The sequence below is a fragment of the Archangium sp. Cb G35 genome, assembly GCF_001896145.1.
Taxonomy (GTDB): Bacteria; Myxococcota; Myxococcia; order Myxococcales; family Myxococcaceae; genus Archangium; species Archangium violaceum.
In genome coordinates this window covers 251,882-272,687 of the sequence record NZ_MPOI01000004.1, presented here as the reverse complement: position 1 = coordinate 272,687, position 20,806 = coordinate 251,882, and the positions used below count along the sequence as shown (strand labels likewise).

Sequence of the window (20,806 nt, the reverse complement as noted above, 5' to 3'; positions counted from 1 at the left end):
AAAGGCCCTCGTGGGGGAGGGGAGCGGGCAGTGGTCCATGCTCGCTACCGGTCTCCCCGTTGCTCCTGCAGCAGCGGGCCGCACTTTTGGGGTGACCCCTCACAAGGAGTTCCCCCATGAAAAAGCTCCCTGCCCTGATTGCCACCGGAGTGCTCGGCCTATTGGGCTGCGCCAGCGGCTCAGTCGCGCTCTCGGAGGGCGAGTTGCCTCTGGAAGATCTCATGAATGAGACGGAAGTGGCCAAGCGGGGCCGCGCGAATGCCCCCACCGTCTACAACGGCGAGGCCACGGGAGGTGCGGGCCATACGGTGACGACGGGCGACGGCCAGATCTGGGCGCCCGAGATCGCTCCGGGAAATACCGTGTCGAGGACCCAGTCGGACACCTGGCGGGGTCTGCAAGAGGATGACGTCCAGTCCGTGATCATCGACGAAGGCCCGACGCGCGAGGCCTCGCAATAGACGGCCTGGCCCCTCAGCCCGCCTTGCGCCACTCCCAGGGGCGGGCGTCCACCTGCTCGCGGATCGCCTGGCTCAACAGGTCCGCGCGCAGGGGGCCGGTCAGGAAGCCCCGAGCGCCCAGGGCCCACGCCTGAGCCTCCTCGCGCGCCCGGCCCGCCAGCAGCAGCCGGGCCTGGACGCCCCGCCGCTTCACGCCCTCCACCGACTGCACCGGGGCCAGGACCACCGCGTGGGGGCTCGCGGCCCGCACGTCCTGCGTGCGCGCCACCCGGGCCCGGAGACCCGCGTCCTCCAGCAGCTTCAGCAGCCCCTGGGTGGCCTGGACTCCCCAGCCGTACACCCAGACCTGCGGCTCTCGCTCCACCGCCGGATTCCCCGTCACCTCCACCCGGGGAATCTCCCGCCGGGTGGGGCGCGAGCGGGCCGGGAGCTCGTCCGTCAGCGGCACCAGCACCGGCAGGCCGTTCGCGCTCCGCTCGGTCATGGACGCCGCGGCGCCGCCCTGCACGAGCCCCATCATCAGGTACTCGGCGCGATTCGTGACCAGGGGCAGGTGCTCATCCGCTTCGGGGAGGGGAATGGGCTCCACGGGGCGCCGCGCGTCGAGCAGGTGGGGATGGTAGAGCCGATCGATGGCCCGGGAGATGGCGGCATCGGTGGCCAGCAGGGTCACCACGCGTGCCTTGCCGCTCACGCGCGCCACCTCGTCCAGGGCGGGAGGGTCCGCCGGGGCCGTGATGGCCACCACCAGCACCGAGTCGCGGTGCCCCTCCAGCCGCAGCGGGACGACGCGGCACTCCTCCGCCACCTGGGCGGGAAGCACATCGGCGAGCTGGGGATCCAACACCTCCGAGTCCAGATCCACGGTGGGAAGGCGGAGCTGCCGGGCCAGCGTCTCGAGCACCTGCTGCGCGGAGCAGAAGCCCATGTCCACCACCACCTGCCCGAGCGGCACGCCCCACTTGTTGTGGAAGCCCAGCGCCGCACGCAGCTGCAGCTCGTCCACGAGCCCGTCATCCCGAAGCAGCTCTCCCAACCGTCTCTTCGCCATCGCAGCGCCCTCTGGGGTGGACCATCCACCGTGAACGAGGGGCTCCATTGCGCCGGGCGTGCCAGGCCCGGAAGGCGCCCGGGCCGCTGGGAAACACCCGGTTTTCAAGGGGTTGGCGCGACCGGGGGCGAGCGTGGACTGGTGACGGTATCCATCATCTGGTGACATCCGTCACCACCCGGGAGCGTTGCTCAAGCGGCTTGGGCTGGACGTCCCAGATCCTCGAGGAAGCGCACCATCCGCGAGTTGACGCGCTCGGGCTGCTCGCCGGACAACAGGTGGCCGGCATGGGGGATGAGCTCGGCCTGGAGGTGGGGGATGAGTTGCCGCGCACGCACCACCAGGGCCGGGCCGTCGGTGATGACCTCCTTGTCGCCCACCAGCAGCAGCGTGGGCACGAGCACCTGCCGGAGCTCCTCCTCCGGGAAGGGACCCGGCCGCACCCGTACCCGCGAGCGGAAGTGCTTCATCCCCGCGGCGAACAGGTCCGAGGATTCCCGAGGCGGGGTGTTCCCCGGGGCGCACATCCACCGCTCGGACCAGTCGAAGACGGGTTGGTACGGGAAGAACATGCACGGGACGGCGTGGAGGATGAACTGAAACCCCACCTCCGCGAAGCAGCCCGCGGGCGCGATCATCACCAGCGCCTTCACGCGCGCGGGCACCTTCAGCGCGAAGTTGAGGCTCACCCAGCTTCCCATCGACTGCCCGCCCACCACGGCCGACTCCACCTTCAACCCGTCCATCACCTCCCCGAGCCAGGCAGCACAATCGTCACGGCTCGCCATGGGCCGCTCCACCTCGCTCCAACCGAAGTCCCCCGGCAAACTCGGGCATGTAGACCCGATGCGTCCGGGCGAGCGCGGCGATGTTGGGGGCCCACATGGTCGAGGTCCCCGCCATCCCGTGCATCAGGAAGAAGGGAGGCGCCTCGAGGGGCCCGCTCACGAGCACGTGCGTCCGCCCGAAACGCGTGGGCACGAAGAGTCTCTCGATGGGGATGGGCCAGCGCTCCAGGGCCCGGTCGTAGACGGTCGTGAAAGCGCTCTGTCCTGCCGGCGTCTTGAAGGAGGGATTCATCAGGGTGGGTGCCTTGCGGTGAGGGGCGTCTACGCCGCGATCAATCGGAATGATACTTCAGCGGCTCTCCAATTTTTCGATCCGCGGATCGAGCGGATTGAACCGGTTGAGTTCCAAAAATCGTCACCCGCCTGCGCGAGAAACGTCACCCGGCCACAGGGGGCCAGTCGCGCGCTCACTCATTCCAGGGACTTGCACGGAAGGATGAGCTGGCACGTCCGCTGCTATGCGACGGGCGCCACGGGACATATCCAGGTTCGAGCTTCAGACGGCCACCGTCGCGGTGACCGCCGGGGCCGGGGTGTGCCCGAGGCGTAACAACCCGTTGGACACGCGGAGGGACGAATGCCTCGAATGAAGAGCCGTTGGGGGAGTGTGCTGTTGGGAGCGCTGCTCTCGGTGCTGTTGGGGATGGGGAGTGAAGCCGCTGCCCGGGGCCGGCAGGGCAATCCCTGGGAGCCTCTCGCGAGGACCGTGGTCGACAGCCATGCCTACGATTCCGTGCTGCTGCGTGAGGACGGCACCGTCTGGGTCTGGGGCAGCCCGTACATCTACTACTCCTCCCAGGATCCTGCCCCGAGACCCATGGCGGGGCTGACGAACGTGGTGTCCATCGCGTCTGGTGGCGAGCACGTCCTGGCACGGCGCGCGGATGGGAGCGTCTGGGCCTGGGGCAGCAACGGGTCCGGCGAGCTGGGAGATGGCACCTACCTGGGAGATGGCAGCGCCGATCCATGGTGGCGCAGCATCGCGGCACCGGTGTTGGATCTCACGAACGTGGTGTCCGTCGCGGCGGGCAGGGGGTTCTCCCTGGCGCTGCGCGCGGATGGGACCGTCTGGGCCTGGGGCGCCAACTGGAGTGGCCAACTCGGGCTGGGGGAGACCTCCGACTGGTATGTGCTCAGGCCTGTCCAGGTACCGGGCCTCGTGGACGTGGTGGCCATCAGCGCGGGGGAGGTGCATGCCCTGGCGCTGCGCGCGGATGGGACCGTCTGGGCCTGGGGCGACAACGCCTTCGGCCAGCTTGGAGGTGCGACGGCTAGCGATTGGAGCTTCGCGCCCGTGCAGGTGCCTGGACTCTCGGACGTGAAGTCCATCGAGGCCGGCCGCTCCTTCAACATGGTGATGCGCGTGGATGGGAGTGTCTGGGCCTGGGGCAGCAACTGGGGCGGCCAGCTGGGGGACGGAACGACGACCGGCCGGTCCACGCCCATGCAGGTGCCAGGTCTCCCGAAGATCAAGGCCCTCGCAGGCGGAGATGGTCATGTCCTGGCCCTGGCGAAGAACGGGACCCTCTGGGCCTGGGGTGACAATTCCAGCGGACAGCTGGGGGACGGGACGCGCATCGACCGGCTCACGCCCGCGCCGGTTCCCCAGCTCGGCAAGGTGGTGTCCATCGCCGCCGGGCACCATCACTCGCTGGCGGTGCGCAAGGATGGCTCCGCGTGGGGCTGGGGCTACAACCTGTTCGGCTCGGTGGGTGATGGGACCGCGTCGTCGGAGCCACGGCTCACTCCGACTCGCGTCCTGCTGCCGTGCTCCTCCATGAGCCAGCCCGCGCTGGACGACAGCCACCACGAGCCACAGGAGGACCACGAGGCTCCTTGAGTCCTTCCGGCTCGTCACGGTCAGCGTGAGAGGGGTTGAACGCCAAGAAGTCGTCGCGCGCGGCGGTGACCCGAGAAGGCCCTGGCGAGACTGCACCGGGGTCTTCGCTCTTATGGGAACGTCAACTTGGAGAGGGAGATGATCTGCTAGTCTCGAAGTCCGCTGCTGGAGACGCCGATGACTTCGACAATGCGCGCTGAGGCCCGGACGCGCATATGGGCGGCGCTGGTGAGCGCTGCGCTGCTATCCACCGGCTGTGTCACGCTGGTTCCGCCCCAGGAGCCGTCCTCGTGCGGAGGGCAGGCCGTGCCCCCGGGCTGGCCCGACTTCTCCTCCAACCGCGACGAGTTGCTGGCGCCTTTCCTCACCCGCACCTCGCCAGGAGAAGTCCTTGCCCTCCAGGAGGGGGTAGACATGCCCCTCCTTCTGGAGGCACTGGACGACTGGCGCGCCGTGCGACTCGGCAGCCTGGGCCCACCGCGCGAGGACGTTGCGCGCCTGCTCAATGAGAAGCGCGCATCCCTTCTAAAAAAGGCCCCTGCGGCCTACGGGCGGCTCAACGCGCAGGTTCTCTCCGTCTTCATCGTCGACTCGGCCTATGACAATGACCTGAGGGAGATTCTCTTCCTGCTGGCCCAGGAGAAGCGGCTGGAGGAAATCCTCAAGCTGTTGCCCGCTTTCCAGGTGGCGCTGGAGAAGAGGGGGCTGAAACCCACGGCCCGTGTGGAGCGGGACTCCAAGCTTGGACAGGCGGTCCGAGGTCTTGTCCGATTTGGCGAGGACTCGCTCTCCAGCTCACCCACGGCCATGGACGGGCAGGAGTTCGCGTTCCTCCCCATACGAGGCCAACTGCCGCCGGAGTACCAGGAGGCCCTCGCCAAGGCAGAGAAGGAGAGGGTGCTCAACGCCTCGGCGGACAACATGGCGGTGAGTGTATTTGACCACCTCACCTTTGGTGTGCCGCTGGGCGGCTACCACTTCGTCGCCACCACCCTCCATGGTGGTGGGTTGCTCTGGAACGGCGAGATAGAGGAGGGCACGCGTGAGGTGACGCCGGCGCTGGTGCTGGCTCTCGTCGGGGGTTACAAGGGCGTGCGCTACCTCGCCACGGGGGAAGGCGCCACGGGTATGCGCTTGTGCCTCCGCACCGGGCTGGAGGCCGCGGAAGTGCGGCTTCGGGCCCTGACCGAGACGGCGCGGGAGCTCCAAGGGGTGATGAACCCACAGGGCCTGCGCGATCTGGTGGGGTACATCCGGACCAGCCGGGAGGCGGGGCGTTTCGTGGCCGCCGGAGGGGCGGACGCCGCGCTGGCGCTGTACGAGGCGCGGGGGAATGTGGCCAGGGCGTGGCCACTCATGTCCAGGGTCAGGCCCGGCTCCTCGGGCTCCCCGCCCGCGAAGAGCGGGGCAGGCGGCGGGGAAACAGCTGGCGCGGCGGACGAAGCCGCACGTCTCTCCCCGAAGAAGGCCGGTGTCGCGGAGCGCCCTGGCACCCTGGCCTCACTGGTGGATGAGGGCGTAGGCCATACGCTGGAAGTGGTGGAGACGAAGCTCGCGGCGGCGGAGCTCGAGGCCACGGGCTCGCGTCTGCCCAGGGACGCGGGCGTGCTGAAGCAGCACCGCCCGGCTCTCGACGCCCCACCGCCCGAGGCCCAGCGCAACCCGCGCTGGCGCGAGTACGTGGACTACTACGAGCGGCGCCTGTCCGAGGTGGATCAGGGCAAGGCCAGCAAGGGTCCCCTGAAATGGGAGGGCTACGAGCGGCTGCGAGGGTGGTTTGCCCGGGGTCTGGCCTTCGAGCGTGACATGGTGAACCTGCTGCGAGAGGACGCGGCGAAACCTCGGTCACAGCGCCGCTTTCTCGGAGACTTCGACAAGCCCCGCATTGAAACGCAGGTGGGCGTGAGGAAGCCGGATTCTGGCCTGCGCTACGCGGATGTGCTCGTCATCGAGGAAGGCGCGCTCGGCGGAGGGCCGCGGCACATGGAGACGTTCAGCTTCAAGAGCCGCGACCTTTCAGGGCTGAAGTATGATGATCTGAAGGCGCAGCTCGTTACGGATGCGAGGGAAGCCTTGACGAAGTATGGCGAGACGCTGCAAATCCGCCGGGACTCACTCCAGCGCATTCTCCCAGAAGGCAGCGAGGTGCCCATCCAACGGGTCCGCCTCGTCTACGAGGGAGGCGAGCTCAAGCCTGAGAACGCAAACGACTTGAGGTCAGCCGTGAACGAAACCCGGAAGGAGGTTCCGGGAGTGGAGGTGCTGTTCCGATGAAGGTCCTGGAGTTCTACGGTTCGAGGAACGAGGACTACCTCCGGTTATCGTTCAACGGGGCATTCAATCCACAAACGGCACTGGAGCGGGAATTGGAGCCCTTTCTCCAGGCGCTCGAGGAGTACGCCGACGGGTGGATGCCGGATGTCGTCAATGGCAGGCGGCAACGTAAGTACTCCCCTGCGTCCGTCTTGAGGGCACTGGAGGAGCGGCGCGGCGAAAGAACATCGGGGCTCGGGCTCTATCGAACAACGTGGCCCGCATTGGACATGTCTCTCTCTCTCTCATTCCCTCCTCTTCTTCCACCCGAAGTAGGCATCTTCATCAAGGTGAAGCCGCTCTCCTTCTTCGCGGAGATGGAGCGATGCCGGAAATTCGTGGAGATGGTGCGGGTTTGGGCCTCTCTCTATCTGGTCGCCCATGCAATGGCCCATAGCAGCGATGATGGGGAGTTGGCGGGCTCTCCCAATTTCGGCCGCGATGACGAGACTGAGTACAGGAATGGTTTCGACAAAATCTACGAGGTGTTCTGGCTCAACATCTTCGGCCCCAAGCTGGTGGAAAACGTGGGCCGCGAGCGTATGCTGTCCACGCCGGCTCACCGGGTAGAGGAACTCCCCAACGGCTCCGTGCTCCTGGTGACGTGGCCCACTGCCGCCGATTTCGCCACCAAGGAGGCACGGCTCGCTCAGGCCCGAGCCCACGCCCACCTCCGGCCGGATCTCGACTTCGACACCATCCTGCGCTCCCTGCATGAGCGCAGTGCCCGGCTCGCTCCCGTGGAGCCCCGCTTCCACCCGGACCTGGCTCCGCTTCTCTCACGTGTGGTGGACCGCGCCGCCAGTCACGAGCGCCAGCGCAGAATCGCCGAGCTCAACGCGTGGCAACCCCCCGAGCCCGAGGAGTGGCGCCCCGCAGACTCCGCCCTGCCTCCGGACGTAGAGGACATGGATCGCGCTCGCGAGCATTTCAGCACCCTCGCCGAGCACCTCGTGGCGCTGCTGCACTCGGAGGTTCCTTCTGTCTTCGAGGCCACGCCCGAGTCGCTCACGGATGCCGACTTCTACTTCTGGCGTGAGGAATTCCCGAAGAGCCGCCTGCGGGAAGTCATTGACGAGCACGCCGTGCCCGCCATTGGCGCGTACCTGGGTGAGGTGCTGGTGCGCAACCTCGGAGGCCGGTGGATTCCGCGCCGGAGGCTCGAGGAGACACAGGTCCTCGTGGGCAACCGCGTCTGGCTCCCCTTTGTCCGGGCCCGCAACTACATGCGCTCGCGCCAGTCACTCCTGGACTGCTCCCTCACCCATCTCTACCGCGTGGCCGAGCGGCACCGGAGCTGAAGAGTGAAATCCCGTCCGCTCAGAAGGCGTAGCCCAGCCCGAGGCGCACCTGCGGAGGCGTTTCATGAATGGGAATCCCGTCCAGGGTGGTGGAAAGCTCGTTCACCCACGTCACCGCCTGGAAGTTGAAGACGTTGAAGACCTCACGGGAACGTTTGTTGGGACCGTAGTCGTCGGGGCCCCCGTGCACGTAGTGGGAATCCACCACCTCGACGGCGAAGTTCAGGACGTAGGTGTCCGGAGGCAGCGCGGGAAAGCGGTAGAGGCCCCCGTTCATCGGTGACCGTCTCCCGAGTGATCCGTTGCCCGGTCGCGGTCACGACGATCTTCGCGAGACGTCTGCTGGTCTCCGCGTCCGTCACCTGTCCGAGGATCATGCCCTCCGCCGGAGGCTCGGCGGCGAAGGACACGGGGGCGGCCAGGAGGAGCAGACCGAGGACGACACGGGCAAGGAGACGCACCCCACGAGTCTACGGTGAGCTCGCTCCCGGTGAGGGCCGCTAGACCTGCGCGTACGCCTGCTCGAGGCGCGCGATGTCGAACTTCTTCATCGTCATCATGGCCTGCACCACGCGCTGCGTGCGCTTCGGGTCCTTGTCCTGCATCAGCTCGACGAACCGCTTCGGGACGATCTGCCAGGAGAGGCCGTACCTGTCCTTGAGCCAGCCGCACTGGCTTTCCTGCCCTCCGTTCGCGGTCAGCTTGGACCACAACGTGTCCACCTCTTCCTGGGAGTCACAGTGCACCATCAGGGAGAGGGCCTCGGTGAACTTGAAGATCGGGCCGCCGTTCAGCGCCTGGAACCGCTGACCCGCCAGCTGGAAGTCCACCACCATGGCCGACCCCTTGGGGCCCGGCCCCGCGTCGCCATAGCGCGACACGGACAGGATCTTCGAGTCCTTGAAGAGCGACACGTACAGGTTCGCCGCCTCCTCCGCCTCCGTGTTGAACCACAGGAACGGGGTGATCTTCTGCTCGATGGCCGCCATGGTCATGCTCCTTGTGCTGCGGGGGTGAACTGCGTTTCGAGATACCGGCGCAGGTGACGCAGGGACTCGGCCGCGACCTCGGGGCCCTGCTTCGCCTTGGCGAGAATGAACGCGCCCTGGATGACCGTCTGCATGAACAGCCCGAGGCTCTCCGGCGTCCACGGCGCGTCCGGCACGTAGCGCGCCTTCGCCTCGGCGATGTCCCGCGCCAGCATCGTGGCGTGCGAGCTCAGGTGCTTGTCACAGGTGGCGCGGATGGCCGGATGCGTGTCGTACGCCTCCTGCACCATCGTCCCGAGCAGGCACGTGTAGTCCGGCAGCGTGCCCCTCAGGATGGCCATGCGGAAGTCCACGTAGCCCAGCAGCCGCTCCAGGGGATCCTCCGCGCGCTGATAGGGCGCCGAGGCGAACAGGCGATCCGCCATGGCCGCGAAGTGATCCGCCGCCGCGATCGCCAGCTCTTCCTTGCTCTTGAAGTGGTGGAAGAAGCTCCCCTTGGTGAGCCCCGCCACCGCGCACACGTCCTCGACCCGCGTCGCCGTGTAGCCCTTGCTCCGGATGACCTGGAGGGCCGCGTCGAGGAACTTCGTCTTGGACTGGTGTTGGAGGTCGCTGGTGTCCATGGGCATACCGACTGGTTGGTTTATAGGTACCAACCAGTCGGTATGGCGTCAATCCCCCTCTGAAAAAGACTGCTCCGAGCGGGTGATACGTCACGAGAGGATTGTCTCTCACTCCGTCTTGACGGAGATGAGACGAGAGAGATATCTATCTCTCGTACTGATTCAGCGAACCATGCCCCTGCCCGAGAACATCGCCGACGCCGCAGCCCGCCTGGTCGCCCTGCATGGGCCGGATGGGTTCACCATGGATGACCTGGCCCGGGAGTCCGGGCTGTCACGCGCCACGCTGTACCGGCAGGCCGGCAGCCGGGAGGCGGTGCTCGCCGCGCTCTCGGAGCAGGGGGTGGAGGTGGGGCAGCGGGTGGATGCGCGGGAGCGGATCCTCGCGGCGTGCCGCGTGGTGTTCACCCGGGCCGGCTTCGAGGCGGCCACGCTCGAGGACGTCGCCCGCGAGGCCGGCGTGGGCCCCGCGACGGTCTATCGCCAGTTCGGAGACAAGAAGGGCCTCATCAGCTCGTTCGCCGGGCATATCGGCCCGCGCCGCGCGATGCGCGAGGTGGCGCTCCATCCCACGGGAGATCTCCGGGCCGACCTGGAGCGCGTCGCCTCCACGGTGATGCGGTACGCGGCGGAGGATCTGGATCTGCTCAAGCTGGCGATGTTGGAGCGGATGCGCGGTGGGCCCTGGGCCGAGTTCCTGAACACGCCCCCGATGCGCGCCCGGACGATCCTCACCCGGCTGCTGGAGTCCTACGCGGCCAGCGGTGCGCTCGGGCCGCACGAGCCCCAGCGCATGGCTCAGGCCTTCGCCGGGATGATCTTCGCCTTTGTCTCGGGCCCGGTGCTGGAAGGCGGACCCCTGCCGGACCCGGAAGAGACCGCCCGTTTCATCACCCACGTGTTCCTCGATGGACTCGCGTCCACTGCTCGGAGGACTCCATGAGCGCTGTTGAATCCGTCCCCTTGTCCGCTTCCCTGTCCGTGGAAACGGAACCGCTGATCCTTCCCTTCGAGCGCATCTCCGCGGCGGATCTGCCCCACGTGGGAGGGAAGGGGGCCAACCTGGGCGAGATGGCTCGCGCCGGGTTCCCGGTGCCTCCCGGCTTCTGTGTCACGACGGCCGCTTTCGATGCGTTCCTGACCGGCTGCGGGGAGCTCCAGGCGCTGTACGCGGAGCTGGAGGCGCTGGATGGGAAGGACGTGGAGGCGGCCCGCCGCGTCGCCGGCTCCACGCGCGACGTGCTCGGCCGAGCGCCCGTTCCCCAGGCCGTGGCGGACGCCGTGCTCGGTGCCTGGAGAACGCTGGGAGCCGAGGCCTCGTGGGCGGTGCGCTCCAGCGCCACGGCGGAGGATCTGCCGGACGCCAGCTTCGCGGGCCAGCAGGACACCTATCTGAACATCCGTGGAGCCGAGGCACTGATCGACGCCGTCCGGCGGTGCTGGGTGTCGCTGTTCACCGATCGCGCGGTGCTGTACCGGGCCCGGAGCGGCTTCGGCCATCGGGGAGTGAAGCTGAGCGTGGTGGTGCAGCGCATGGTGCTGCCCGAGGTGTCCGGCATCCTGTTCACCGCCGATCCCATCACCGGGCGGCGGCGGACGGTGTCCATCGACGCGGGCTTCGGCCTGGGCGAGGCGCTGGTCAGCGGCCTCATCAACGCCGACCTGTACAAGGTGGACAAGGACACCGGAGCGCTGCTGGAGGTCCGGGTGGGCGACAAGGCTCTGGCCATCCGCCCCCGGCCCGAGGGTGGCACCTGGGAGGAGCGTCTGCCCGAAGCCGTCCGCCAGGCGCGGGCGCTCGATGACACGGCCCTGCGGGAACTGGTCGCGATGGGCGTGCGGATCGAAAAGCACTACGGCAAGCCGCAGGACATCGAGTGGTGCATCGAGGCCGGGCGGCTCTACGTGGTCCAGACGCGGCCCATCACGAGCCTGTACCCGCTGCCCGAGCCCGCTCCCCGCGATGAGGGCCTGCACGCCTACGCCAGCTTCGGCCACGTGCAGATGATGACGGACGCCATGCCGCCGCTCGCGCTCCAGGTGTGGCAGTTGCTGCTTCCGTTCGACCGTGCGTCGGCAGGCCCGGGGGGCGCTCCCGGCGAGTCGCGGGTCGTCACCGTGGCGGGCAGCCGGATCTTCCTGGATCTGACGCCCGTGCTGCGCCATCCCATCCTGCGGCACGTGTTCACGGGCATCCTCGGCCATGTCTACGAGAAGGTGGGCCAGGGCCTGGAGACGTTGATGGGCCGGCCGGCCTTCCAGCGCGGCGTGAATGGCGAGAGGGCCACGATGAGGGGGGTGGGCCGATTCGCCGTCCCCATCCTGGCGCGAGTGCTGGCCCGGTTGTTCGTCGTGGATCCCACCCGGCTCCAGCCCGGAGTGGAGTCCTTCAGCGAATCGCGGGTCGCCGGGGTGCGTGCCCGGCTCGCGGCGGCGGCCCCGGGCGCGGCTCGGCTGCGCGAGGCGAGGCGTGCACTCTCGGAGCTCTTCACCGAGGTCGTCCTCTTCGTGGGGCCCAACATCGGCGTGGGGATTCTCGGGAACCGGATCCTCCACCAGCTGAACCGGCGCGGGGTGATCGGCGGTACGGAGGAGGACCTGTCCGCGCTGGAGCGGGGCCTGCCCGGCAATGTCACCACCGAGATGGATCTGGCCGTGGGCGATCTGACGGATCGGGTCCGTCCGTATCCGGCCCTGGCGGAGCTGCTGCGAAGCCGTCCCGCCACCGAGGCCCTGACCGCGGCGCGCGACGTGGATGGAGGACCCGCGTTCCTCGAGGCGTGGCGAGCCTTCCTCGAGCGCTATGGCATGCGGGGACCTGGCGAGGTGGATCTGTCCCGGCCCCGCTACAAGGACGAGCCCGCGCCGCTCATCGCGGCCATCGTCGGGGGCCTCGGGCCGGCCTCGGCGAACCGGGCGGCGGGCGAGCACCGGGCCCACCACGCGGCGCTGGCGGCCAAGGCGGAGGCAGCGGGGCAGCGCGTGATCGCCGCATCGCGTGGCGGACTGTTCGGATGGCTGCGAGCGAGGCTGGCACGCCGATGGGTGAAGGTGACCCGCACGGGCATGGGGCTGCGCGAGCACCCCAAGTACCTGCTCGTCCGGGTGTTGGAGCTCGTGCGCGACGCCGTGCGCGAGGCCGGGGCGCTCCTGGTCCAGCGCGGGGCGCTCGGCGCGGCGGAGGATGTGTACCTGTTCCGCTTCGAGGAGTTGATCGCGGCGCTCGAGGCCTCCCAGACGCCGGATCTGCGCTCCCTGGCCGGGGAGCGGCGGGCGGCCCTGCAACGTGATGCGAAACGCTCACCGCCCTTCGTGATGGCGAGCGATGGAGAGATTCCCGCGCTGGTCGCGCGAGCGGATCTGCCTCCGGGGGCCTTGTCGGGGACGGCGGCCTCGGCTGGGGTGGTGGAGGGACTGGCGCGGGTGGTGCTCGATCCGGCGCGCGAGGTGCTCCATGCCGGGGAGATCCTCGTGGCCCCGCATACGGATCCGGGCTGGACGCCGCTGTTCGTCCACGCGGCGGGCCTGGTGACGGAAGTGGGAGGGCTCATGACGCACGGCTCGGTCGTGGCCCGCGAGTACGGCATTCCGGCCGTGGTCAGCGTGACGGGAGCCACACAGCGCATCCGCACCGGCCAGCGCATCCGCGTGGACGGCACACGGGGCTTCGTGGAGGTCCTGGACGGAGGTGCGGCATGAAGGGCGCGCTGCTCGTCATCGGGTTGATGCTGGTGGGAGTGGTGGGGCTGGCGGCCTGGAAAGGGGGCTGGCCGCTGGTCTACGAGGGGCTGAAGCGGGGAGGGCAGGAGAGCGTGACCCTGCTGCCGTTGCTGGTGGTGGTCTTCGTGCTGACTGGCTTCGTGCAGGTGTTGTTGCCGCGCGAGCTGGTGGCGAACTGGCTGTCCGACGAGGCGGGGTGGAAGGGAATCGGGGTTGCGTGGGTGGCGGGTGCGCTCACGCCGGGAGGAGGCCCCATCGGCATGCCCCTGGCGGCGGCGCTGGTGCGCTCCGGAGCAGGGCTTGGCGTGGTCGTCACCTACCTGACCTCGCTGTCCATGCTGTCCTTCATCCGCCTGCCGATGGAGGTCGCCATGTATGGCGGCAGGTTGACGGGGCTGCGGCTGCTGGCGTCACTCGTGCTTCCCCCCGTGGCCGGGCTGCTGGCGCATGCGCTCGGGCCCTTGCTGATGGGACGCACCTGAGGCCGTCTACTGCACCGGATCACCCCACACCTCGGAGAGGGTGGTGGCTGTCACGGCCCGATCGAGCCACTTGTTGAGGGTAGCCAGGTCCATACAGGTCAGGACGCGCTGCCGGGCTTGTTCATCCACGAGCAGGCCTCGCGCGACGAGAATCCGAAGCAATCCCTCTGCCCGCCCCAGTGCCAGCCCTTGCTTCAGCCCCTTCCGACGTCCCCGCTCGATGAGTTGCTCACCATAGCTTCGCATCAGATCCTCCGCTTGCCGCGCATCCATCACCGAATGTAACACCTGCCCCGCTGTTTGGCGGGTGGTCTTGTCGCCGACCAGGAAAAGGTAACGGATGACCACCTTCAGATTCTCGGTGCCATCTGGAGCGGCATGCACTTGAGCGAACAAGGCAGTCCACGTTGGTAGACGGTTGGCCAGTTCCTCGGTGCGTCCATAGCGCAGCGCGAGCCACGCCAGCCGCGCGAGAGGTGGTCCAGGGCGAGCCATGAGCGCATCAGCACGCTCGGCCGTCAGGTCATCCAGCAGGTACTCGAAGCGCGGCACGAGCGCGCGCCAGACTTCCTTTTCCTCCGCCTCATCCGGCATCTCGAAGAGTTCTTCCACCCGCCGGGGCGCGGTCCATGTGCCATCCGGCCCGTGGTACATGACGAGCGGCACCACCACCGGCAGCTTCTTGCTCTCCGGGTTCGCCTTGCGCCAGTGCTCGAGCTGGCGCACCACGTACCGCAGCATGCGCAGTGCCATCCACCCATCCACGGACGACTGGTGTTCCATCAGCACATAGAACAGCAACGGACGCCCACCGCGCAGACGCGCCGAGAAGAGCAGGTCGCTCTCGGTCTCCCGCAGCTCCGGATCCACCACGGAGCCTGATTCCGGCTGCAGCGTGGACCAGTCCACCTGGGAGACGACCCGAGGCGGCAAGACGGCGCGCAGCTCGGCCGCGGCCCGCTCGGGCTGACCGAAGGTGTAGCGAACGAAGAGATCATGAGGGCCGGGCATGGCGAGCGGCCCTGGGAAAAGCATGCGGCGGGCCAGCGTCGCCCCAGAGGGAACCACCTCGCCAGGTGCGTCCACTTCGGCGACCCTGCTCCCGTGGAAGAGACGGGCGCGCGTCAGCTCGCGAGCAGGAAGCTGCTGATGCGCTCCGACAGCCAGTGCCGGAAGGCATCCGTGGTCGGCGGGCAGTGCCGGCAGTCCTTGATGAGCTCCGTATCGGCGAGTGTGGAGAACAGCTCGGGCGCACGGGCGAGGAGCCGCTGTCCCGGGAAGCTCACGTCCAGGTCCGCGCCGAGCACGAGCGTGGGCGCCTTCAACCGCGCGAATTCCTCCGGCTTCGCGAGCGCCGGTACCCGCATGTCCATGTTGAACGAGCGGAGGGCATCGCCCAGGTAGGGCACCCAGTCGTCATCCGTGGTCGTGAGCATGTGGCGGACGAAGGCCTCCAGGCGCCGCTTCGTCGGGGACATCCGGTACAGCATCATCGGGAGGCCCACCTTGGTGAACCCTTCCCAGTGCGAGCCATTCACCATGCCCGCGGGAACGAGCAGGGCCAGCCGCTGGATGCGCTCGGGTGCGTACGCCGCGAGCCGGATCGCCACGAAGCCGCCCCAGCTCACGCCCACCACGTGCGTCCGCTCGAGCGACAGCCCATCGAGCACGTCCTTCAACCACTCGCCGTACTCGTTGTTCGTCACCGAGGGCCGTGCATCCGCGCTCTTCACCGACTGCCCGACGATGTCCACCGCGTGGATCCGGAACCGCTCGAGCAGCGGGGCCAGCTCGCTGAGCACATGCGCCGAGCTCGCGAGCGCTCCATGGAGCAGCACCAGGTTCGGAGCGCCCTCGGGACCGCCGACGAGCACGTGCGTGTCGCCGAAACGGGTCTTCACCGTCCGGCTCTCCGTCGGCACCTTCAGCCGGCCGCGGAAGCGATCGAACCACTGGGAGAGAACGGCCTTGGCCTGCTCGCCTCTGAACGCGGACTTCATCATCGCTCTTTCCTCCGGGGTGACGGACTGCGGGTGGGACGAAGGCCCTCGAGGTGCTGGCCGATCAGCCGCTCCACCATGGCGACCGGTGCGGGGTGCGCGCCCTGCACCCACGAGATGAGGGCGAAATAGAAGAACGAGAAGTACGCGGCGCCGAACAACGCGCCATCCACTCCGGGCCGGAGCTCGCCTCGCGCGATCGCCTCCTGGGCCAGCCGTGCGATCGCCCCATGCACCCCGCCGACCTGGGCGGTGAACTTCCCGGCCCACGGCTCGTCCGCGAAGAGCGACTCCTTGAGCAGGGTGCGCGAGAGCTTCGGTCGCCGCTGGTAGTACCCGAACACGGTGCGCGTCAGCTCGGACAGCTGCTTCTCCAGCGGCCCCGGGCCGAGCCCCTCCAAGGCCTGCCGCAGCGTCTCCTCGAGGTCATCGAAGAGGGCGGCGTGGAGCAGCTCCCGCTTGTCACCGTAGTGGTGGAGCACCGTCCCGGCGGACACCCCGGCCCGCGCCGCGATGGCGCGCAGGTTCGCCGCCTCGAAGCCCACGTGCTCGAACTCCTCGCGGGCCGCTTCCAGCACCGCCTTGCCGGTGGCTGCCTTCTGGGTCGCCCGGACGCCCGTCTGCTTCCTGGATTTCGGTTCGTTAGACACGTTCAATGAACATGTTTAACGAAACTCCGATTCGGGGTCCAGCGAAACGGAGAGCGCGGCAGGGGAGGCTTCTCACTCCGTGGGGGTGAACTGACACACAGCGTCAGGGTGGAAGAGGCGTATCCTCTCGCTTTCCTGCTCGCCTGGCCTCGGCCCGCGCAGGGGCGCAACCCACCTCGCATCCCCACCTGGAGTCGAACATGAAGCACGCATGGAGTGCCCTGCTGCTGCTGTCCCTTGGAACGCCCGCCCTGGCCCAGGAGTCCATCGTCACCAATGGTGGCTTCGAGTCTCCCGTGTTGAGCCCGGGCACCTGGTCCGTCTACCGATGGGGCATCCCGGGCTGGGGAGTGGCCCGCGGCCCGGGAATCGAGATCCAGGCATTTGGTGGCGCGCAGGAGGGCGTCCAGGTCGTCGAGCTCGACTCGTACGAGCCCACCACGATGTACCAGATCGTCTACCCGAAGCCCGGTGCGTACTACGATCTCTCGGTGGCCTACTCCCCGCGGCCGGGAGTGAGGGACAACCGGATCTCCGTCCGCTTCGGAGACCTGTCCACCACGCTGCAGGGGGATGGCACCTTGCTGGGTGGCAACCAATGGACCCGCCACACCTTCCGCGTGAAGGCCACGGAGGCCGAGATGTCGCTCGTGTTCGAGGACACCAGCGTGTCCGACGGCCTGGGCGGCCTGTTGGATGACGTGCGGCTCGTGGAAGTGGCGACCGGGCGGTGCGGCGAGGGCGGTGCCTCCAACCTCCCCGCGGGCAACACGGCCGCGCTGCACCTGCAACACACGGCGACGTTGCTGGCGGATGGACGGGTGCTCACCACGGGTGGCTTCGGCACCACCTCGGAGCTGTACTCTCCCGCCACGCGCTCCTGGACGGCCACGGGCTACACGAACACCACCCGCCGCCTCCATACGGCCACGCTGATGACGAACGGCCGCGTGCTCGTCGTGGGGGGCGATGACTCTGGTGTGAGCGGCACCTCCGAGCTGTATGAGCCCGCCGGAGGTTACTGGTACTTCGCCGGCCACCTGCGGACGCCCCGCCGCGAGCACGCCGCCGTGCGTCTGGCGGATGGCCGCGTGCTCATCATGGGCGGCGTGGACGATTCCGGCCGGGCGCTCGTCTCGGCCGAGCTGTACGACGCGGCCAGGGGCATCTGGATTCCCACCGGGAGCATGCGGTTCGTCCGCCGCGGCTTCACCGCCACGCTGCTCCAGGACGGCCGCGTGCTCGTCGCTGGTGGCGTGGTGGATGGCGGGGACGAGTGCCTGGGCACCAACTGCCTGAGCGCCGCCGAGGTGTACGATCCCACCACGGGCACCTGGAGCGCCACGGGCTCCCTCGCCACGGCGCGAGGCTTCCACTCGGCCACGCTGCTGGGCAATGGCCAGGTGCTGGTGACGGGTGGCAGCCTGGATGGCGCGGCCAGCGCCCGCTCCGAGCTGTTCAACCCGCTCTCGGGCACGTGGACGTCCACGGGCAACATGCTCGCGCCGCGGCGCCGCCACACGCTCAGCACGCTCGACAATGGCTGGGTGCTGGCCGCGGGTGGCTACGATGCCTCCACGGGCATCCACGCCTCCGCCGAGCTGTATGACCCGAGCCTCGGCCAGTGGTGCGCCACCGCCCCCATGAGCCAGAACCGCTACGGACACACCGCGACCGTGCTCCAGGACGGCCGGGTGCTCCTCACCGCGGGCTTCAGCACCGCCAGCCAGTACACCAGCGAGGTGTTCTCTCCCTGAGAGGGGTAGGCCTCAGGTGTCGGTGTCGGGCGGCTCCTCGCCCGACACCTTGCTGATGATGTCGATGCGCTCGGCCACGCCAGTGCCGTCGCGCCGGAGCTCGTAGACGAGGCGGACCTTCCGGCCCGCCTTGACCGCGCTCAGCTCGGTCTGGATGCCGTTCTCCACCACGCTCGTGTCGGGCATCACCCAGACGCGCACCTTCTTCTCCCAGGGCGCCATCGGGTCGAACACCCAGGCATTTCCCTCCTTCTTGCTCACACGGGTGAAGACGCCGAGCTCCACCATCGGCTCGTCCACGTACACGCCCGCCGCCTGCCGCCGGTTCACACAGCCCGTCCCCAGCAGCGTCGCGGCCAGGACGGTGGCGATCAGTACCTGTCTCATGGTTCTTCCTCCCGCGGATACACGTGCCCCAATCTGTCTCGGGAGACAAGCTGGCGCGGAGCAGGGGAGTCAGCTACCCCCACCGGTGGGCTGGTCCTCCAAGTGCCTCCTGGCGAACAGGCCGCTGTCTCCGGGTCAGTGGCCCGCCACGCGCAGGTCCCCGCCCGAGCCCTTCTCCGGAGGCAGGGCCGGTACCTTCGGCAGCTCGATGGTGAAGCACGTGCCCTTGCCCAGCTCGCTCTCCACCTCGATGCGGCCGCCATGGGCCTTGATGATGCCCTGCACCACGGACAACCCCAGCCCCGTGCCCAACCCGGCGGGCTTGGTGGTGAAGAACGGCTCGAAGAGGTGCCGCTTCGTCTCCTCGGACATGCCCGAGCCGGTGTCGCGCACCTCCACGCGTACCAGGGCGCCCTCGTTCCGGGTGGCCAGACGCACCACGCCGCCCGCCGGGGTGGCCTGCCCCGCGTTGACCAGCAGGTTCACCAGCACCTGGGTGATCTGCCGCGGACGGCCCACCACCGCTCCCACCTCCTCCAGCGCCTCCTCCACCCGCACATGGCCGAGTTGGATCCGCGCGATGCGCAGCGCCGTCCGCACCTCGGCGTTGAAGTCGTAGGAGCTGTAGCCCTCGAAATCGCCGCGCGAGAAGCGGCGCAGATCCGAGACGATGGAGTTCACCCGTTTGATGCCGTCCAGCGTCGCCGGGAGCACATCGTCCACGTACTCCTTCAGTGGCGCGGAGAGGTTCGGCTCGTCCCTCATGTCCTGGAGCAGCGAGTCGACGTTGCTCGTCACGTAGCTCATCGGGTTGTTGATCTCATGCGCCACGCTCGCCGCCATCAGCCCCAGGCTGGAGAGCCGCTCCTGCTCGATCGCCCGCTGGTGCAGCTGCTGCAACTCCTGGTGGGCCCGCGCCAGCTCCAGGTTCTTCTCCGTCAGCAGGGCCCCGCGCTTCTCGGACACCAGGTATCCGAAGATGCCAATGATGGAGAAGGACAGGACCATGGTGGGCTCGGCGCCGGTGGCCAGGGCCACTCCGTCGATGGACACCAGATAGAGGGCCATGCGCGGACGGACCCACGAGTCGAGCCCGAAGTACCAGAGCATGTTGTAGGGCACGAAGACCCAGAGCAGCACGTGCCATCGGGTGTGGATGCCAATGAGGCAGATGCCCGCCGCGTTGATGCCCATCCGGACCGTCTCCGCCCAGGCGCGGCCAATCCACGGCACGAGCCGCTCGGCCAGGACGGCGTTGAGCAGGGTGAGCACCATGCTCACCCCCGCGACGGCGAGGACCGCGGACCACTGTCCCCAGACCGAGAGGAGCAACGCGAGGTTGGCGACGGCCGCCCCCATCCCCGCGACACCCTGGATGCCGCGTTGGACCCGCTCCGAATCCGCCACGTGGCTTGCGACGCTGGGCTGGGTTTCCATCTCGCTCCCCTCCGGCGGCTGGCGACCAGGGGAGAGCATAGGAGGGACAGGGACCCGCCGGCCAAGCGGGTCCCCTCCGGATAGCGCTCAGGTGAGCAGTCTCACCGGCGTGCCGGCAGACGGGCTCCAGCCGGCGAGGCCCCGCGCGACACGCTGGGAGTCATCGAGGATTCCGAACTTCACGGGCGGCATTCTCCAGATCCCTCCGGGCGATCGCCACCAATCGCCGGAGATGCTCCCGGACGTCCTCCGGCCAGGGCTGGATGAGCTGCTCGAGGCGCTCGGAGTCATTCGCGAAGAAGGCCCGCGAGGCCTCCTCGAAGCCGGGGAAGTCTCCCGCCATGAGGGTCATGAACTTGTAGGCGGCTTCCTGGGAGCGCCGGGCCCGATCCGCGCCCGCGCTGTTGCGCTTCGCCTCCTCGACGAGCTTGCGCAGCGTCACCGAGGCCCCGCCCGGCTGCGAGTTGAGCCAGTCCCAGTGGCGGGGGAGGAGCGACACCTCCCGGGAGACGACTCCCAGCTTCGGCCGGCCCGGACCGGATCGCCGGGTCTCCTCCACGGCCTGCTCGGCCTCGACCCGCCGGGCCCGCTTCTTCTCCAACTTGTCCAGGAACTCGTACAGCGACCCCCGGAAGTCCAGGTCGACCGGTGTGCCCGTCTCGTCCTCGAAGATCAGGATCGGCGCGCTGTCTCCCCGATCGAGCCACTCCTTGGCCTTCAAGGCGACCTCGGTCAGCTCTCCCGACGCGAGGCGCCGGTGTCCCGCGAAGCCCGTGTAATTCCTCTGCTTTTCCTCGCCCATACCCGGCTCCTTGGCTTGGACCCAAAACCACCCGGGTAGAAAGAATTCCCACAGGGTGAAATCCATGAACTCAAATATCACCCGGGTAAAATAAAGTGGCAAGGGATATTTGCCGGGTAATATCTGGCTTTTTGGATAGTACCCG

Annotated in this window: 20 protein-coding genes; 8 read left to right on the top strand and 12 right to left on the bottom strand. The window is 68.4% G+C overall.

Going from position 1 to position 20,806, the window contains the following annotated elements:
• Positions 1-116: 116 nt before the first annotated feature.
• On the top strand, positions 117-461 hold the full coding sequence (locus BO221_RS14640) for a hypothetical protein (protein WP_073561066.1): 345 nt from the start codon (positions 117-119) through the stop codon (positions 459-461).
• Between the two features lie 13 nt (positions 462-474).
• Here BO221_RS14640 and BO221_RS57325 read toward each other — a convergent pair whose 3' ends face one another.
• The 3 genes from BO221_RS57325 to BO221_RS14625 form a co-directional block, all read right to left on the bottom strand.
• Complete coding sequence (locus tag BO221_RS57325; RefSeq protein WP_073561065.1) at positions 475-1,512, bottom strand: ATPase; 1,038 nt, start codon at positions 1,510-1,512, stop codon at positions 475-477.
• A gap of 191 nt (positions 1,513-1,703) precedes the next feature.
• On the bottom strand, positions 1,704-2,300 hold the full coding sequence (locus tag BO221_RS14630; RefSeq protein WP_369864902.1) for an alpha/beta fold hydrolase: 597 nt from the start codon (positions 2,298-2,300) through the stop codon (positions 1,704-1,706).
• Positions 2,287-2,592 carry an alpha/beta fold hydrolase gene (locus tag BO221_RS14625; RefSeq protein ID WP_073561063.1) on the bottom strand — a complete coding sequence of 102 codons (306 nt, stop codon included), beginning with the start codon at positions 2,590-2,592 and terminating at the stop codon, positions 2,287-2,289. Before BO221_RS14625 ends, BO221_RS14630 begins: the two co-directional genes overlap by 14 nt.
• Positions 2,593-2,946: 354 nt before the next feature.
• On the opposite strand from BO221_RS14625, the gene BO221_RS14620 reads away from it, so the two are divergent.
• From BO221_RS14620 to BO221_RS14610, 3 genes are all read left to right on the top strand, one after another.
• Complete coding sequence (locus BO221_RS14620) at positions 2,947-4,200, top strand: hypothetical protein (protein ID WP_073561062.1); 1,254 nt, start codon at positions 2,947-2,949, stop codon at positions 4,198-4,200.
• 177 nt (positions 4,201-4,377) lie between these two features.
• Positions 4,378-6,474, top strand: a complete 2,097-nt coding sequence (locus BO221_RS14615; RefSeq protein ID WP_143195450.1) for a hypothetical protein — start codon at positions 4,378-4,380, stop codon at positions 6,472-6,474.
• Positions 6,471-7,814: a hypothetical protein gene (locus BO221_RS14610; protein WP_073561060.1), complete on the top strand. Its 1,344-nt coding sequence runs from the start codon at positions 6,471-6,473 to the stop codon at positions 7,812-7,814. The genes BO221_RS14615 and BO221_RS14610 overlap by 4 nt, the downstream gene beginning before the upstream one ends.
• Positions 7,815-7,833: 19 nt before the next feature.
• Here BO221_RS14610 and BO221_RS14605 read toward each other — a convergent pair whose 3' ends face one another.
• The 3 genes from BO221_RS14605 to BO221_RS14595 form a co-directional block, all read right to left on the bottom strand.
• Positions 7,834-8,091 (bottom strand): hypothetical protein, encoded by a 258-nt coding sequence (locus BO221_RS14605; protein WP_073561059.1) that lies wholly within the window; start codon positions 8,089-8,091, stop codon positions 7,834-7,836.
• 223 nt (positions 8,092-8,314) lie between these two features.
• Positions 8,315-8,803 carry a VOC family protein gene (locus tag BO221_RS14600; protein WP_198956116.1) on the bottom strand — a complete coding sequence of 163 codons (489 nt, stop codon included), beginning with the start codon at positions 8,801-8,803 and terminating at the stop codon, positions 8,315-8,317.
• Positions 8,804-8,805: 2 nt separating this feature from the next.
• A complete protein-coding gene (locus BO221_RS14595; RefSeq protein ID WP_073561368.1) occupies positions 8,806-9,426 on the bottom strand; it encodes a TetR/AcrR family transcriptional regulator in 621 nt (206 codons plus the stop codon).
• 172 nt (positions 9,427-9,598) lie between these two features.
• Between BO221_RS14595 and BO221_RS53695 the strand changes: the two genes are divergently transcribed.
• The 3 genes from BO221_RS53695 to BO221_RS14580 are packed head-to-tail and all read left to right on the top strand — an operon-like array spanning position 9,599 to position 13,628.
• Positions 9,599-10,369: a TetR/AcrR family transcriptional regulator gene (locus BO221_RS53695; protein WP_073561057.1), complete on the top strand. Its 771-nt coding sequence runs from the start codon at positions 9,599-9,601 to the stop codon at positions 10,367-10,369.
• The gene (locus BO221_RS14585; protein ID WP_083681032.1) at positions 10,366-13,125 is read left to right on the top strand and encodes a phosphoenolpyruvate synthase; all 2,760 of its coding nucleotides are present in this window, start codon (positions 10,366-10,368) and stop codon (positions 13,123-13,125) included. Before BO221_RS53695 ends, BO221_RS14585 begins: the two co-directional genes overlap by 4 nt.
• Positions 13,122-13,628 carry a permease gene (locus tag BO221_RS14580; RefSeq protein ID WP_052517747.1) on the top strand — a complete coding sequence of 169 codons (507 nt, stop codon included), beginning with the start codon at positions 13,122-13,124 and terminating at the stop codon, positions 13,626-13,628. The genes BO221_RS14585 and BO221_RS14580 overlap by 4 nt, the downstream gene beginning before the upstream one ends.
• Before the next feature lie 6 nt (positions 13,629-13,634).
• Here BO221_RS14580 and BO221_RS14575 read toward each other — a convergent pair whose 3' ends face one another.
• The 3 genes from BO221_RS14575 to BO221_RS14565 all read right to left on the bottom strand — a co-directional run bounded on the left by BO221_RS14575 (position 13,635) and on the right by BO221_RS14565 (position 16,278).
• Entirely contained in the window at positions 13,635-14,639 is a 1,005-nt protein-coding gene (locus BO221_RS14575; RefSeq protein WP_073561366.1) for an Rpn family recombination-promoting nuclease/putative transposase, read from the bottom strand.
• Between the two features lie 113 nt (positions 14,640-14,752).
• Positions 14,753-15,631, bottom strand: a complete 879-nt coding sequence (locus BO221_RS14570; protein WP_233166003.1) for an alpha/beta fold hydrolase — start codon at positions 15,629-15,631, stop codon at positions 14,753-14,755.
• Positions 15,628-16,278 (bottom strand): TetR/AcrR family transcriptional regulator, encoded by a 651-nt coding sequence (locus BO221_RS14565; protein ID WP_073561364.1) that lies wholly within the window; start codon positions 16,276-16,278, stop codon positions 15,628-15,630. The genes BO221_RS14570 and BO221_RS14565 overlap by 4 nt, the downstream gene beginning before the upstream one ends.
• A 200-nt stretch (positions 16,279-16,478) precedes the next feature.
• Here BO221_RS14565 and BO221_RS14560 point away from each other — a divergent pair, with 200 nt between their 5' ends.
• Positions 16,479-18,035, top strand: coding sequence for a kelch repeat-containing protein (locus BO221_RS14560; protein ID WP_073561056.1), 1,557 nt, complete (start codon positions 16,479-16,481; stop codon positions 18,033-18,035).
• A gap of 12 nt (positions 18,036-18,047) precedes the next feature.
• On the opposite strand, the gene BO221_RS14555 is transcribed toward BO221_RS14560, so the two are convergent.
• The 3 genes from BO221_RS14555 to BO221_RS14545 form a co-directional block, all read right to left on the bottom strand.
• The gene (locus BO221_RS14555) at positions 18,048-18,422 is read right to left on the bottom strand and encodes a hypothetical protein (RefSeq protein WP_073561055.1); all 375 of its coding nucleotides are present in this window, start codon (positions 18,420-18,422) and stop codon (positions 18,048-18,050) included.
• A gap of 135 nt (positions 18,423-18,557) precedes the next feature.
• A complete protein-coding gene (locus BO221_RS14550; protein ID WP_073561054.1) occupies positions 18,558-19,859 on the bottom strand; it encodes a sensor histidine kinase in 1,302 nt (433 codons plus the stop codon).
• Positions 19,860-20,019: 160 nt separating this feature from the next.
• On the bottom strand, positions 20,020-20,661 hold the full coding sequence (locus BO221_RS14545; RefSeq protein WP_073561053.1) for a DUF2239 family protein: 642 nt from the start codon (positions 20,659-20,661) through the stop codon (positions 20,020-20,022).
• Positions 20,662-20,806 lie beyond the last annotated feature (145 nt).

What these genes read in the sequence shown, in the direction of transcription:
- BO221_RS14640 (WP_073561066.1), top strand. Translation starts at nt 117, where the DNA reads ATGAAAAAGCTCCCTGCCCTGATTGCCACCGGAGTGCTCGGCCTATTG.
- BO221_RS57325 (WP_073561065.1), bottom strand. Translation starts at nt 1,512, where the DNA reads ATGGCGAAGAGACGGTTGGGAGAGCTGCTTCGGGATGACGGGCTCGTG.
- BO221_RS14630 (WP_369864902.1), bottom strand. Translation starts at nt 2,300, where the DNA reads ATGGCGAGCCGTGACGATTGTGCTGCCTGGCTCGGGGAGGTGATGGAC.
- BO221_RS14625 (WP_073561063.1), bottom strand. Translation starts at nt 2,592, where the DNA reads ATGAATCCCTCCTTCAAGACGCCGGCAGGACAGAGCGCTTTCACGACC.
- BO221_RS14620 (WP_073561062.1), top strand. Translation starts at nt 2,947, where the DNA reads ATGAAGAGCCGTTGGGGGAGTGTGCTGTTGGGAGCGCTGCTCTCGGTG.
- BO221_RS14615 (WP_143195450.1), top strand. Translation starts at nt 4,378, where the DNA reads ATGACTTCGACAATGCGCGCTGAGGCCCGGACGCGCATATGGGCGGCG.
- BO221_RS14610 (WP_073561060.1), top strand. Translation starts at nt 6,471, where the DNA reads ATGAAGGTCCTGGAGTTCTACGGTTCGAGGAACGAGGACTACCTCCGG.
- BO221_RS14605 (WP_073561059.1), bottom strand. Translation starts at nt 8,091, where the DNA reads ATGAACGGGGGCCTCTACCGCTTTCCCGCGCTGCCTCCGGACACCTAC.
- BO221_RS14600 (WP_198956116.1), bottom strand. Translation starts at nt 8,803, where the DNA reads ATGGCGGCCATCGAGCAGAAGATCACCCCGTTCCTGTGGTTCAACACG.
- BO221_RS14595 (WP_073561368.1), bottom strand. Translation starts at nt 9,426, where the DNA reads ATGGACACCAGCGACCTCCAACACCAGTCCAAGACGAAGTTCCTCGAC.
- BO221_RS53695 (WP_073561057.1), top strand. Translation starts at nt 9,599, where the DNA reads ATGCCCCTGCCCGAGAACATCGCCGACGCCGCAGCCCGCCTGGTCGCC.
- BO221_RS14585 (WP_083681032.1), top strand. Translation starts at nt 10,366, where the DNA reads ATGAGCGCTGTTGAATCCGTCCCCTTGTCCGCTTCCCTGTCCGTGGAA.
- BO221_RS14580 (WP_052517747.1), top strand. Translation starts at nt 13,122, where the DNA reads ATGAAGGGCGCGCTGCTCGTCATCGGGTTGATGCTGGTGGGAGTGGTG.
- BO221_RS14575 (WP_073561366.1), bottom strand. Translation starts at nt 14,639, where the DNA reads ATGCCCGGCCCTCATGATCTCTTCGTTCGCTACACCTTCGGTCAGCCC.
- BO221_RS14570 (WP_233166003.1), bottom strand. Translation starts at nt 15,631, where the DNA reads ATGATGAAGTCCGCGTTCAGAGGCGAGCAGGCCAAGGCCGTTCTCTCC.
- BO221_RS14560 (WP_073561056.1), top strand. Translation starts at nt 16,479, where the DNA reads ATGAAGCACGCATGGAGTGCCCTGCTGCTGCTGTCCCTTGGAACGCCC.
- BO221_RS14555 (WP_073561055.1), bottom strand. Translation starts at nt 18,422, where the DNA reads ATGAGACAGGTACTGATCGCCACCGTCCTGGCCGCGACGCTGCTGGGG.
- BO221_RS14550 (WP_073561054.1), bottom strand. Translation starts at nt 19,859, where the DNA reads ATGGAAACCCAGCCCAGCGTCGCAAGCCACGTGGCGGATTCGGAGCGG.
- BO221_RS14545 (WP_073561053.1), bottom strand. Translation starts at nt 20,661, where the DNA reads ATGGGCGAGGAAAAGCAGAGGAATTACACGGGCTTCGCGGGACACCGG.